Consider the following 12687-nt stretch of genomic DNA (forward strand, 5'->3'; position numbering starts at 1 on the left):
TGAGGCCCTCGATGGGCGAGAAGACCGGCGGCGAGAAGACGGCTGTCATCACCGGTGCGGGCAGCGGCATCGGGCGGGCCTGCGCGCTCGGGCTGCTGGCGCGCGGCTGGTCGGTGGCGCTGGTCGGGCGGCGCCACGCGCCCCTTGAGGAGACCGCGGAGCTGGCCGGCGCGCGGCACGGCAAGAACGCCGTGTCCTTTCCCGCCGACATCACCGACGAGCGCGCCGTGACCGCCCTCTTCGCCGCCGTCCGCGACCGCTTCGGCCGTGTCGACCTGCTCTTCAACAACGCCGCCGACACCATGCCGTACATCCCCACCGAGGACGTCGCCGCCGCCGACTGGCACCGCGTGATGGACTCCATCGCGACCGGCACCTTCCTCTGCTCACGCGAGGCCTTCCGTACGATGCGGGCGCAGGACCCGCGGGGCGGGCGGATCATCAACAACGGCGCGCCGTCCTCGCACACCCCGCGCCCCGACTCCATCGCCTTCACCGCCGCCAAGCACGCCGTGGCGGGCCTGACCAGGTCGCTGTCGCTCGACGGCCGGGCGCACGGCATCGCCTGCGGCCAGATCGACATCGGCAATGTCACCCCGGCCGACCGGCCGCAGCCGGAGGTGCTGCAGCCGGACGGCAGCCGGCGGGTGGAGCCGACGATGGACATCCGGCATGTCGTCGACATGGTGGTGGCGATGGCGGAGCTGCCGGTGGACGTGAACGTCCAGTCGGTCACCGTCATGCCGAGCGCGATGCCGCTCATCGGCCGCGGCTGAGCGCGGCCTCGTATTCGGCGAAGTGGTGGTCGGCGAACAGGTCCGGCCACCGCGTCCCGCCGAGGCCCAGCTCGCGGGCGCGGGCGAGCATGTGCCGCCAGTACGGCTTGACGGGGCGCCAGCGCGCGCCCGCCTGGCAGTACGAGCCGTCGGCCATGTAGCGCTCGCGGCGGTCGCCGCCGGGGGCCGCGCGGCGGGTGTGGAAGAGCGCGGAGTGGATCAGGACGGTGGAGCCGGGCGGGAGTTCGCCGAGGAAGATCTCGCCGGGCAGCTCGGCCGTGCCGAGGTGGGCGCGGGCGTCCTTCGGCGCGGTCTCCCGGTGCGAGCCGGGGAGCAGCGCGAGGCCGCCGACCTCGGAGTCGAGCCCGCCGAGGTAGTGCAGCGCGTGCACCATCGTGTACGCGCGCGGGGGCTCGCCGCCGGTCGTGGCGTCGCGCTCGTAGTCGTGGTGCCAGTCCTTGCCCGGGGAGCCGGGTGGGCGGCGGTCGCTGTGCAGGTGGTGGAAGCCGAAGCCGGGGCCCAGGAGTTGCTCCAGAGCCGCCAGCAGCGGCTCGTGGGTGAGCAGTTCGCCGTGGGCGGGGAGCTCCAGCTCCATGACCGGGGGCAGGCCGTGCGTCGACGGGTCGACGGCCGCCGCTATGGACGCCGCCCGCAGGCCCGAGTCCACCCAGTGGTCGGCCTCGGCCTTGACCCGGTCGACGAGTCCGGGCGGGAGGAAGGCCGGCAGCACGAGATGGCCGTCCTCCTCGAACTGCTTGAGTTGCGCCGCGTTCAGCGGGTGCGTGTCGCTCCCCATGACCTACCTCGGGCTCTCGGATCGATCAGGACGTGCGTGCAGGACCAATCATTAGCGGTGTCCAATCATGCGCGCAAGGTCAATATTTCGAGCAACTTCGCACACCAGCGATGTACACTGCCGCTGCCAACGCCCAAGCAAGGGAGGCCGGATGCCCAGCCGAGCCCGCAGTCCACTGGTGTCGGTCGTCGTGACCTGTTACGACTACGCGGCGCTGCTGCCGCGTGCGCTGGAGAGCGTGCGCGGCCAGACCCTCGTCGACTGGGAGCTGATCGTCGTGGACGACGGCAGCCGGGATGCCACCCGCGCCGTCGCCCAGTCCTTCGCGGACGCACACGACGACCTCGACATCACGCTGCTGCACACCCGCAACCGCGGCCTGGGCCGGGCCCGTAACGCCGGGATATCCCTCGCCCGCGGCCGCTACGTCGCCTGCCTGGACGCGGACGACTACTTCGCACCCACCGCACTGGCCAAGCTCTCCGCGGCGCTGGAGGCGGCGCCGGGCGCCGACGTCGCCCGCCCCTACCTGCGGTCCTTCGGCGTGGAGCGCCGCGTCTGGGAGTACCCGCCGTATGACTTCGCGACCTCGACCGCCATCGACGCGGCGCCGTACTGCGCGATGTTCCGCCGCACCGCCTGGGAGCGGGCCGGCGGCTTCGACGAGGCGATGCCCGCCTACGAGGACTGGGACTTCTGGGTGGCCGTAGGCAAGCAGGGCGGGCACATGACGACCGTGCCCGAGCCGCTGCACCACTACCGCACGTCCACCGACGGCCTGTTCGCCCGCAATCGCCACCGCGACCTCGAGCTGCGCGCCACCATCGTGGACCACCACCCCGATGTCTACGACGCCGCGACCCAGCAGCTCGCCAAGCGGATCCTCGCCGGCGAGAACGTCGACGCCGACCTGGCCGACGCCCCGCCGCACCAGATCTTCGCCCTCTCCTACCGCGCCCGCACGCTGCACGGCGAGGACGTCAGCGGCGACTTCGGCGCCGCGGACTGACCGCGTGGCCGAGGACATCATCGCGGCCCGCGGACTCACCAAGACGTTCCGTATCGCAAAGAAGCGCCCGGGGATGCGGGGCGCGCTGCGCCACCTGGTGCGCGGCGCGTACGAGGAACGCACCGCGGTCGACGGCATCGACATCACCGTCGCACCCGGCGAGAGCGTCGCTTATGTGGGCCCGAACGGCGCCGGCAAGTCGACCACGGTCAAGATGCTCACCGGCGTGCTCACCCCCACCTCCGGTGAGCTGACGGTCGCCGGCGTCGTCCCGTACGCGGACCGCACCGCCAACGCCCGCAACATCGGCGTCGTCTTCGGCCAGCGCACGCAGCTGTGGTGGGACCTGCCCGTACGCGAATCCTTCCGGCTGCTCGGCGACATCTACCTGGTGCCGCAGCGCGACTTCACCGCCCGTCTCGACGAGCTGATCGAGCTGCTCGACCTCACCGACGTGCTGGCCAGGCCGGTGCGGCAGCTCTCCCTCGGCCAGCGGGTGAAGTGCGACGTGGCGGCGGCGCTGCTGCACGCGCCGCCGGTGCTGTTCCTTGACGAGCCCACGATCGGGCTGGACGTGTCGGTGAAGGCGAGGCTGCGCGAATTCCTTGCCCGGCAGCACCGGGAGCGCGGTACGACGCTGCTGCTGACCTCGCACGACCTCGGGGATGTCGAGTCGCTGTGCAGCCGCATCGTGCTCATCGACAGGGCCCGGATCCTCCTCGACCTGCCGCTCGACGCCCTCCGCGCCGAATACGGGACGGGCCGCACCGTGACCGTCCGCGGCCACGCCCGCCTCGACCCGGCCGCCCTCGACTTCGCGGGCCGCGCCAAGGTCGAGCAGGTCGACACGCACACGCTGCGGATCGCGTACGACCAGAGCGACCTGGCCACTCCGCAGGTCATCTCCTGGGCCATGGAGGCTCTCGGCGCCGAGGACGTCGACGACATTCAGGTGGGTACGCCCGGGATCGAGGACATCATCCGTTCGCTGTACGAGACACAGGAGGGCGCCGCCCGTGTCCGCGGCTAGCGGCATCCGCCCCGCGCCCCGCCGCCCGTACGCCGCCGTCTATCTGTCCGCGCTGCAGGAGGCGATGGCGTACCGCCGGGCGGTCCTCGTGGACCTGGCCAGCAATGTCGTCTGGGCGACGGTCCTCTTCTATCTCTGGCGCTCCATCTTCGCCGGCTCCGCGCAGATCGGCGGCTACACCTGGGACGAGATGCGGACCTACGTCCTCGTCTCGTACGCGCTCGGGCAGATCCTCTCCTTCCGGGTCGAGATGCAGATGCACAAGGATGTACGCACCGGGCAGGTCGCCCTCGACCTGGTGCGGCCGCTCGGCTATCCGGCGATGCAGCTGGTGCGCGCCTTCGGCGCGGCGACGCTGGAGACGGCAGGGGCGCTGGCGGGCGCGGCGGTCATCGGCGCGGCGGTGCTGCACGTGCTGCCGCCCGTATCGCTCGCGGGGGCGGTGCTCTTCGTGTTCGCGGCGGCGGCCGGCATCGCGGTGAATGCGCTGATCTGCTTCCTCACCAGCCTGCTCTGCTTCTGGACGGAGAGCGCGTACGGGCTGATCCTGGCCCGGCAGGCGATCACGAACTTCCTCGCGGGGGCGATGGTGCCGCTCGCGCTCTTCCCCGGGCCGCTGCGTGCGCTCACCGAGTGGCTGCCGTTCAGCGCTGTCGTGTCGACGCCTGCGCAGCTCTATCTCGGGAAGCTCGCCGGTGCGGACGCGTTTCTCGCCCTGGCGCGGCAAGCCGCCTGGGTCGGCGCGCTCGTCCTCCTGACCGCGGTGCTGTGGCGCGGCGCGCGCCGCCGCCTCACCGTGAACGGGGGCTGATCGCCGTGCCGGTGCTGTCCGCGGCCGAGCCCACCCGCCGCTATCTGGCGTCCGCCGCCAGGCTGTATCGCATGCGCTTCCAGGCGCAGCTGGAGTACCGGGCGGATTTCGCCATCGGGCTGCTGGGGGCGCTGTGCCTGCATGCCGCCGGGTTCGGGGCGGTGTGGCTGATTCTGCGGCAGGTGCCGGACATCGCCGGGTGGACGATGTGGCAGCTTGCCGTCACGTATGCCCTGGCGATCATGCCGCGCGGGCTGTGCGTGATGTTCCTCGACGGGGTGTGGGAGCTGCGCCATCTGGTCGCCCGCGGCGAGCTGGATCAGCTGCTGACGCGACCGGTGTCGCCGCTGCTGCAGCTGTGCACCCTGCGTGCGAATCCGGCGGGGGCTGGGGATGTGGTGCTCGGCTCGGTGCTGCTCTGGGCCGCGGCGGGGCATGGGGCATACGAGGTGAGTGCTGTCGCGGTGGTGGTGCTCGTCGTGGCCGTCCTCAATGGTGTGGTGGTGGTCGGCGCGCTGAATCTCGTGACCAACAGCCTGGTCTTCTGGGACGGCGCCGAGAAGAACAACGTCTCCTTTCTGGTGGGCAATACGGCGGAGCTGGCGAAGTTCCCGCTGACGCTTTACGACAACGCGGTGCGGCTGCTATTCACCTTTGTGCTCCCGTTCGGGCTGCTGAGCTACTACCCCACGCTGGCGCTCGGCGCGGGTGGCTGGGAGGTGGCCGCCCGTATGGCGCTGGTGGTCGTCGGTGGGGCGGCGACCGCGGGAGTCGCCGCCCTGGTGTGGCGGGCAGGGCTGCGGCGCTATCAGGGCGCCGGGTGATCCGAGGGCCATGCGGTGGCGGCGGCGAAGTCTGCGAAGGTCCGTGGTGGGCGGCCCAGGGCTCGCTGCACGCCGTCGGAGACGTAGGCGTCCGTGCCCTCTCTGAGCGGCTCGATGACGTCGGCGAAGGCTTTGGCGTCGGCCGGGGGCAGACCCTGCTGTACGAGTTCGGCGATGTAGTCCTCGACGGAGAGCGGCTGGTAGCGGATGGCGCGGCCGGTGGCCTCGGAGATCGCGGCGACCGCGTCGGTGAGGGTCACCGCCCTGGGTCCGGACAGTTCGTAGATCTGGCCGGCGTGCCCGTCCTCGGTCAGCGCGGCGACCACCACCGCGGCGATGTCCTCGGCGTCGACGAAGCTGGCCGCCCCATCGCCGGCGGGGAGCCGCAGCTCGCCTTCGCGGATGGCATCGGCGAAGAAGCCCTCGCTGAAGTTCTGCGCGAACCAGCCCGGCCTGCTGATCGTCCACTCCAGGCCGCTCTCCTGTACGGCGGCCTCGCTGTCGTGCAGCCCGTCCAGGATGCCGCTGCTGTCCTGCGCGTAGTCGGGATTGTCGATCCCGCGTCCGGAGGCGAGCACGATCCGCTGTACTCCGTGCGCCGCGGCCCGGTCCACGAACGGGCGCACCAGCTTCGTGCCGTCCAGCTGCACGATGTAGACGGACCGCACGCCGTCCAGGGCGGCGTCCCAGGTGCCGCGGTCGGTCCAGTCAAAGACGTGCTCGCCTTGCCGGGACGCCGCGCGTACGGGCACTCCCTTGGCTCGGAGCCGGCTGACGACGCGGCGACCGGACTTGCCGGTCGCTCCGGTGACCAGGATTCGCTGTTCAGTCATGACTTCAGTCAACCCAGGGATGCTGAGACGATCCATGGCTGTGAAGCTCTGTCCGATGTCTGCTCGTCTACGCTGGTGAGCATGGACGCCGTGTCGGAGGTGCTTGCGGGCGTACGGGCGCGTGGTGCCGTCTTCCGGCAGACGATCGCGCGGCCGCCGTGGGCGCTGCGGATGGCCAGTGGGGCACCGCTGACGTTGGCCACGATGCTGCGTGGCCGGGCGTGGATCGTTACTGACGAGCAGGAGGCGGTGTCCATCGGCCCCGGTGACATCGCCGTCGTCCGCGGGGACGCGCCGTACACGGTGGCGGACGATCCGGCGGCCACTCCCCCGCTGGTGGTGACCAGCGCCGATTACTGCCCGGGAGCGGAGGGCGTCGAGTCCGGCCCTGCCAGGACCTGCGGGACACCGGACGACGGGTCCGATGTGCTGGTGAGCGGTGCGTTCGAGCGCCGGGGCGAGCTCAGCGAGTGGCTGCTGCACGCGCTCCCCGCCGTGCTGGTGGTGCCGGCCTCGTACGGCCCCTACCCGTCGGTGGAGACGCTGGCCGACGAGGTCACCCGAGACCGGCCCGGACAGCAGCTGGTGCTGGACCGGATGCTCGATCTGATGCTGGTCTCCGCGCTGCGCGGCTGGTTCGACAACCCGGACGCCAACGCCCCGGCCTGGTGCCGCGCCCTCGACGACCCGCTCGTGGGTGCCGCGCTGCGCCTGCTGCACGACGCACCCGCCCACCCGTGGACGGTGGCGGAGCTGGCGGCCAAGGCGGGCGCGTCGCGGGCGGCGCTCGCCCGGCGGTTCACCGCACTGGTCGGCGAGCCGCCGATGGCCTATCTCGCCGGCTGGCGGGTCGCCCTGGCCGCGGACCTGCTGCGCGAGACCGACCAGACGGTGAGCACGATCGCGAGGAAGGTCGGCTACGCCAACGCCTTCGCCCTGAGCGTGGCCTTCAAGCGGATACGCGGCACCCGCCCCAGCGACCACAGAAACCCGCGTGACGACGCCCCGCACGCCTCCTAGGATCAGATCTTGTGCGCTCCCGCCCGTCCTTCATCAGCGACGCGGTGATCGCAAGGGCAGTCGCTACGCACTGGCTGCCCGCGGTCACCGAAGTCGACTACCTGCCCTGGGGGTTCGGTGCCCATCACTGGCGGGTGAATGGCCGTGGTCAGGCCCTGTTCGTCACCTTGGACCAGCTGGCGCCCCGGCATACGGCGACTTCGCTTGAGGCCGCGTACAAGGGGGCTGCCGCACTTGCCGACGGCGGCCTGGACACGGTGTGCGCGCCCTTGGCCGCACGGTCCGGGCGCTTCACCATCGATCTCGGGGCAGCCGGTGCGCTCAGCGTGACCCCGTGGCTGGAGGGAAGCTCGCCGACGGCAGCCGAAGCCCGCCGGCCAGCACACGTCCGCGCGATCACCACCACACTCGCCGACCTGCATCGCGCCGTCCCTCCGGACGGCCTGCCGTCCTGGGCGCCGCGGGTCGGCCCAGGGTTCGCCGAGGAGTTGCGCGCTCGCGTCGCCCAGCCTTGGACGTCCGGCCCGCTGGCAGCGAAGGCGCGGAGCGCGCTGGCCGCACGCTCTGACGCGATCGAACGCTGGACCAGCCGCTACCTGGAGCTGGCCGACATCGCGCACAGCCGCCGCGACCACTGGGTGCCGACCCATGGTGAGCCGCACAGCGACAACCAGGTGGTGGGCGCCTGCGGACTCAAACTCGTCGACTGGGAGTCGCTGGCCCTCGCGCCGCGCGAGCGCGACTACGCCGATCTGCTCGCTGCCGGCGCGGGTGCGGGTTTGGACCCCGATCCGGCGATGGTCGAGCTGTTCGCGCTGGACTGGCGGCTTTCCGAGATCGCCGAGTACGCGCGCTGGTTCGCCGCTCCCCACACCGGCACCGATGACGATCACACCGCACTGCAGGATCTGTACGAGGAATTGTCCGACGCCGTCGGATGACCATCAGGGCTTCTCGCCGCGCGCATACGGACCGAGGAATTTCCGGAGCGCGGCGTCGCCCGGCGGGTCGACCTGATGGGCGTCCGCGCCGCGTTTGACGTACGGGGTGCAGGTGGCGGAGGTACGGGCGGACATGCGGTGGGTGGCGAGCTGGCGGCCAGTGCGGGCTTCTACGATCCGTACCGCATACCGGCCCTCGTAATGGGAGATCTCCCGGCCCGCTTCGACGGGCGACTTGTACCGGCACTTCTTGAGCAGCTTGCCCCGCCCCTCGTAGCGCGCGCAGGCGACGAGCTGCACTCGCTCCGGCAACGGCGTGAACGGATCGACGCGGCCGTAGCCGCCGGGGGCCTTGAACTGGTGCAGCAGCTCGTTGACATGGACGACCAGGGGGTGCGGCCCCGACGAGGACACCCGCGCTGCCCGCGCGACCGGCTCTGCCTGCTCCCGGCACAGACCTCCGAACGAGAAGAGGCTGAGGCGCGTCTCGGTGGAGCTTTCCGGCACAGGTGTCGTCGGAGTCACCGGCCGCCCGGAGGATCCCGGGGCAATGGAGAAGGCTGGATCGGAGGCAGCTCCTTCGGCTTCACCGTCGCCGCCCGAAGGCCGTACCAGCAGCCATACGAGGACAGCGACCCCCACCAAGGCCACCACCCCGGCCCCATAGCGCGCCCGTCCCACCGTCCGACCGCCCCCTCTCCGGCATCACCGGAAACAGTACTAACGCGCAGGCGCGGGGCGCGAGACCACCAGCCAGATTCCGGCGGAGCAGGCCGCGAGGAGCAGCAGTTCCAGGGCGCCGGGGGCCGTTTCCAGGCCTAGGCCCCAGCCGCTGAGGCGGACCAGGAACGGGACGATGAGCGTCACCGCCGCGGTGAACAGGGGGCCGCGCAGGAGGATCAGGCGGTGCTGGACGACGTACGCGGGTGCGTACACGACCACGCCGAGGACCGCGATGCCCAGCCACTCCCCTGCCGTCACCTCGCCGAGCACCGGCAGCGCGAGCGGCAGCAGCATCACCGTCGCCGGGCCCAGCACGACCGGCAGCGCCGCCAGCGGCGTGACGTGGGACAGCCGCGAGCGGTAGACGAAGCCGTACAGCGCGAAGCCCAGCGTCGAGCCGAAGGCCAGGCCGATGCCGAGGGTCAGGTCGCCGGTCGACGTGTCCCCGCCCGCGGCGCCGCCGTTCACCGCCGCGTACCCGAAGGCGGCGGCCGCGGCGGTCGCCGTGCCGAGCGCCTTTCTGGCGCCACCCCGCTCCCGGAAGAAGGCGACGCCGAGGAGGAACGACAGGCAGGGCAGCAGCGCCACGACCAGGTTCGTACGGGACGTCCCGATCAGCGGCATCGCCGCCAGGGTGCCCGCCGCGTACGCGAAGAACCCGAGGAAGCCGAGCAGCACCGCCGTCCCCGGGCGGGCGGCCGCCGTCCGCACACCCGCCCGCCCCGAGGCGCTCGCCGCCGCGACGGCGAGCAGGGTCACGAAGCAGAACCCGGTGCGCCCGGCGGCCACCGCCATCGGCGGTGCGGTGTCCGCGAGCGCGCCGGAGAGCAGCCAGGTCCCGGCGAGGAGGGCGGCGAGGGCGGCGGAGAGCAGCGCGACGGTGCCGGTGCCCGTTCCGGTGGTGGCGAGCCCGCCGCGCAACCGCTGCGCCTGGTCGGTGCCGCCGGTCAACTGCCCTCCACCGACCGCGCCATGACGCCGTTCCCCGCGGTCAGCGCCCCGTCGATGCCGAGCACGGAGCCGCTGATCCAGCGGGCGCTGTCCGAGGCGAGGAAGCACACCGCGGCGGCGACGTCCTCGGGCTCGCCGATGCGGCCGAGCGGGTACCACTGCTTGAGCGCGTCGAAGGTGGCGGGGTTCTTCTCGATCTGCTCGGTCCAGGCCGGGGTGCGGATGGTGCCCGGGCTGATGGCGTTCACGCGGATGCCGTGGCCGCCGTATTCGACGGCGAGCGAGCGGGTGAGGGAGACGAGGCCTGCCTTGGCCGCGCTGTAGGAGGGGTGGCCGTAGAAGGCGAAGGCGTTGACGGAGACCATGTTGACGATCACCCCGGTCCCCCGCTCCATCATCGTCGGCAGCGCCGTCTGCGCGCACCGTACGGCGCCCTTGACGATCACGTCGAGGTCGGTCTCCCACAGCGCCATCGGCGCCTCGTGGAACTTCGGCGGCACCGGGCACGCGACGATCGCGTTGTTCACGAGCACGTCCACGGGCCGGCCGAACTCGGCGGCCGCGGCGGCGAAGACGTCCTCGACATTGTCGCGGTCGGTGACGTCCATGCCCTGGCCGAGCGCGATGTGCCCGGCGTTACGTATCTCCTCCGCGGTCGCGGCGGCCCCGGCGGCGTCGATGTCCGTCACGGCCACCGCGGCGCCGGAGGCGGCCAGCTGAGCGGCGATCACCCGGCCGATGCCGCCCGCCGCGCCGGTGACCAGCGCCGTCCGGCCGGAGAGGTCGAAGGTGTCCGTCACTTCTTCACCTGCCCATTGTCGAAGTACGCCTGGATGTCGGGGTCGAGCGGCGGCACGGCCACCGTGGCGCCGCCGTCGCGCAGCGACCGGGTCGCCAGGTCGCCCGCCGCCACTGCCATGCGGGCGGCGACCGGGGACGTGTCGGTGGCGGCACCTTCCTGTACGAAGGCGAGGAACTCGGCCATGCCCTTCGCGTCGGCCCCGCCGTGCCCGCCTTCGGCGTCGGGGATGCGGTGGACGGCGTCGCCGTGCGGGTCATAGGCGGCGCGCCCTGCGTTCCAGACCCGTACGACATCCCCTGGCCCGTCGCCGAAGTTCTCGAGCCGGCCCGCGTCGCCGATGACGGTGAAGCTGCGCCAGTAGTCGGGGGTGTAGTGGCACTGCTGGTACGACGCCAGGATGCCGTTGTCCAGGCGGAGGTTGAGGAGGGAGAGGTCCTCGACGTCGATGACGGGGTTGAGCGGCTGCTGGGCGGCGGGCGGCCAGTGGGCGCGGTCCCACCAGTCGGCGGCCTTGGGCTCGCCCTCGGCCCTGCGCGGCAGGTCGCCGTAGACGGTCAGGCCGCCCATCGCCTGCACCGCCGACGTATAGCCGCCGGTGATCCAGTGCATGGCGTCCAGGTCGTGGGCCGCCTTCTGCAGCAGCAGGCTGTTCACCTTGGCGCGCTCGGCGTGCCAGTCCTTGAAGAAGAAGTCGCCGCCGTGGCCGACGAAGTGCCGGATCCACACGCTGCGCGGCCGGCCGATGTCGCCTCGCGCGACCAGGTCGCGCAGCAGCCGCACCACGCCCATGTGCCGCATGTTGTGGCCCACATAGAGGCGGCTTCCGGTCTCGTACGCCGTCCGCAGCACCGCGTCGGCGTCCTCGAGCGTGGTCGCCATCGGCTTCTCGAGGTACACGGCCTTGCCCGCCCGCAGCGCGTCGATGGTGATCGGCGCGTGCGTGTGGTCCGGGGTCGCGACGAGGACAGCGTCCAGGTCGTCGCGGTCCAGCAGCCGCCGGTAGTCGGTCTCGGCGATGCCCGCCCCGAGGCGTTCCGCCTCCTGGGCCAGCACGCCCTCGTCGAGGTCGCAGACGGCGGCCAGCCGCGCGCCGGCATCGCGCGCGGCGGCCGCCAGATTGCGCCGCAGTCCCAGGCCTATAGCTCCGATCCGCAGCTCGGTCATCGGCGTCAGGCCACCGGGCTGAGGATGACGGACCTGGACAGGTGCCGCGGCTCGTCCGGGTCGAGGCCGCGGGCCTCGGCGAGCGCGAGGGCCAGGCGCTGGATCCGTACGAGCTCCGCCAGGGGGTCGAGGCCGCCGGTCACCCAGTGGGCGCCGGTGGCGTGCACCTCGCCCTCCAGGCCGTCGGGGGCGGTGCCGAGCATCCAGGTGGCGGTGCCGGCGGTGGAGATGGAGATCGGGCCGTGCCGGTATTCCATGGCTGGGTACGCCTCCGTCCAGGACAGCGACGCCTCCCGCATCTTCAGCGCCGCCTCGTTGGCGAGGCCCACCGTCCAGCCGGTGCCGAGGAAGCTGAACTGCTTGCAGTCGAGCAGCGCCTGCGGCAGCGGCTCCACGAGCGCGACCTCGCCGTCCTCGATGACGGCGTCGCTGTGCAGGCCGAAGTGGGCGCGCAGCAGCGTCAGCGCCGAGGTGGCGAAGCGGGTCTGCACGACCGACTGCTCGTCGGCGAAGTCCAGCACCACGACGTCGTCCGCGGACTGCATCACGGGGGTGGCCGGATCGCCGGTGATGGCGGTCGTACGGGTGGTGCCGCGCACCTGCTCCAGCAGCCGCAGCACCTCCGTGGTGGTGCCCGACCGCGTGAACGCCACGATCCGGTCGTAGCGGCGGCCCGCGGGAAACTCGGAGGCCGCGAACGCGTCGGACTCGCCGAGCCCCGCGCTCTCCCGCAGCGCCGCGGCGGCCTGGGCCATGAAGTACGAGGTGCCGCAGCCGACGAAGGCCGTGCGCTCCCCCGCGTGGGGCAGGTCCCCGGCCCGATCGGCGGCGATGGCGGCGGCCCGCTGCCAGCATTCGGGCTGGTTGGCGAGCTCTCTCGCGACGTGATGCATGTACCACTCCCGGGTGCATCGGTTGCTTTGGTGATTGATTATGCATGCTAGGCGAGACTTTCAAACAGCTTCAAGCACAGAACGTCCAGTTATGCAGGTCAGGAGTGGCTTCTG

The 12687-nt window shown here is 72.0% G+C and carries 14 protein-coding genes; 7 read left to right on the forward strand and 7 right to left on the reverse strand.

Annotation, left to right across the window (positions count from 1 at the left end):
- Window positions 1-11: 11 nt before the first annotated feature.
- The gene (locus tag ACNNMR_RS00275; RefSeq protein ID WP_419992403.1) at window positions 12-776 is read left to right on the forward strand and encodes an SDR family oxidoreductase; all 765 of its coding nucleotides are present in this window, start codon (window positions 12-14) and stop codon (window positions 774-776) included.
- Here the strand turns inward: ACNNMR_RS00275 and ACNNMR_RS00280 are convergent.
- Window positions 760-1572 carry a phytanoyl-CoA dioxygenase family protein gene (locus ACNNMR_RS00280; protein WP_419992404.1) on the reverse strand — a complete coding sequence of 271 codons (813 nt, stop codon included), beginning with the start codon at window positions 1570-1572 and terminating at the stop codon, window positions 760-762. The two genes, ACNNMR_RS00275 and ACNNMR_RS00280, sit on opposite strands and share 17 nt — an antisense overlap.
- A 151-nt stretch (window positions 1573-1723) precedes the next feature.
- Between ACNNMR_RS00280 and ACNNMR_RS00285 the strand changes: the two genes are divergently transcribed.
- From ACNNMR_RS00285 to ACNNMR_RS00300, 4 genes are read left to right on the forward strand one after another with little or no spacing between them, the layout of a single operon-like run.
- Window positions 1724-2581, forward strand: a complete 858-nt coding sequence (locus ACNNMR_RS00285; RefSeq protein WP_419992405.1) for a glycosyltransferase family 2 protein — start codon at window positions 1724-1726, stop codon at window positions 2579-2581.
- A 4-nt stretch (window positions 2582-2585) separates the two neighbouring features.
- Window positions 2586-3611 carry an ABC transporter ATP-binding protein gene (locus ACNNMR_RS00290; RefSeq protein ID WP_419992406.1) on the forward strand — a complete coding sequence of 342 codons (1026 nt, stop codon included), beginning with the start codon at window positions 2586-2588 and terminating at the stop codon, window positions 3609-3611.
- On the forward strand, window positions 3598-4422 hold the full coding sequence (locus ACNNMR_RS00295; RefSeq protein WP_419992407.1) for an ABC transporter permease: 825 nt from the start codon (window positions 3598-3600) through the stop codon (window positions 4420-4422). The genes ACNNMR_RS00290 and ACNNMR_RS00295 overlap by 14 nt, the downstream gene beginning before the upstream one ends.
- A gap of 5 nt (window positions 4423-4427) precedes the next feature.
- Window positions 4428-5246, forward strand: a complete 819-nt coding sequence (locus ACNNMR_RS00300) for an ABC transporter permease (RefSeq protein WP_419992408.1) — start codon at window positions 4428-4430, stop codon at window positions 5244-5246.
- On the opposite strand, the gene ACNNMR_RS00305 is transcribed toward ACNNMR_RS00300, so the two are convergent.
- Window positions 5231-6079, reverse strand: coding sequence for an SDR family oxidoreductase (locus ACNNMR_RS00305; RefSeq protein WP_419992409.1), 849 nt, complete (start codon window positions 6077-6079; stop codon window positions 5231-5233). The genes ACNNMR_RS00300 and ACNNMR_RS00305 overlap by 16 nt on opposite strands.
- An 81-nt stretch (window positions 6080-6160) precedes the next feature.
- On the opposite strand from ACNNMR_RS00305, the gene ACNNMR_RS00310 reads away from it, so the two are divergent.
- Both ACNNMR_RS00310 and ACNNMR_RS00315 read left to right on the forward strand, forming a co-directional pair.
- On the forward strand, window positions 6161-7099 hold the full coding sequence (locus tag ACNNMR_RS00310; protein WP_419992410.1) for an AraC family transcriptional regulator: 939 nt from the start codon (window positions 6161-6163) through the stop codon (window positions 7097-7099).
- Between the two features lie 11 nt (window positions 7100-7110).
- Window positions 7111-8040, forward strand: coding sequence for a phosphotransferase (locus tag ACNNMR_RS00315; protein ID WP_419992411.1), 930 nt, complete (start codon window positions 7111-7113; stop codon window positions 8038-8040).
- Window positions 8041-8043: 3 nt separating this feature from the next.
- Here ACNNMR_RS00315 and ACNNMR_RS00320 read toward each other — a convergent pair whose 3' ends face one another.
- The 5 genes from ACNNMR_RS00320 to ACNNMR_RS00340 all read right to left on the reverse strand — a co-directional run bounded on the left by ACNNMR_RS00320 (window position 8044) and on the right by ACNNMR_RS00340 (window position 12573).
- Complete coding sequence (locus ACNNMR_RS00320; RefSeq protein ID WP_419992412.1) at window positions 8044-8547, reverse strand: hypothetical protein; 504 nt, start codon at window positions 8545-8547, stop codon at window positions 8044-8046.
- Between the two features lie 213 nt (window positions 8548-8760).
- Window positions 8761-9714, reverse strand: coding sequence for an EamA family transporter (locus ACNNMR_RS00325; RefSeq protein WP_419992413.1), 954 nt, complete (start codon window positions 9712-9714; stop codon window positions 8761-8763).
- Entirely contained in the window at window positions 9711-10514 is an 804-nt protein-coding gene (locus ACNNMR_RS00330) for a glucose 1-dehydrogenase (protein WP_419992414.1), read from the reverse strand. The genes ACNNMR_RS00325 and ACNNMR_RS00330 overlap by 4 nt, the downstream gene beginning before the upstream one ends.
- Entirely contained in the window at window positions 10511-11680 is a 1170-nt protein-coding gene (locus ACNNMR_RS00335) for a Gfo/Idh/MocA family protein (RefSeq protein ID WP_419992415.1), read from the reverse strand. The genes ACNNMR_RS00330 and ACNNMR_RS00335 overlap by 4 nt, the downstream gene beginning before the upstream one ends.
- A 5-nt stretch (window positions 11681-11685) precedes the next feature.
- Window positions 11686-12573, reverse strand: a complete 888-nt coding sequence (locus ACNNMR_RS00340; protein ID WP_419992416.1) for an SIS domain-containing protein — start codon at window positions 12571-12573, stop codon at window positions 11686-11688.
- Window positions 12574-12687: the final 114 nt, after the last annotated feature.

The organism is Streptomyces boninensis, from assembly GCF_048572725.1.
Taxonomy (GTDB): Bacteria; Actinomycetota; Actinomycetes; order Streptomycetales; family Streptomycetaceae; genus Streptomyces; species Streptomyces boninensis.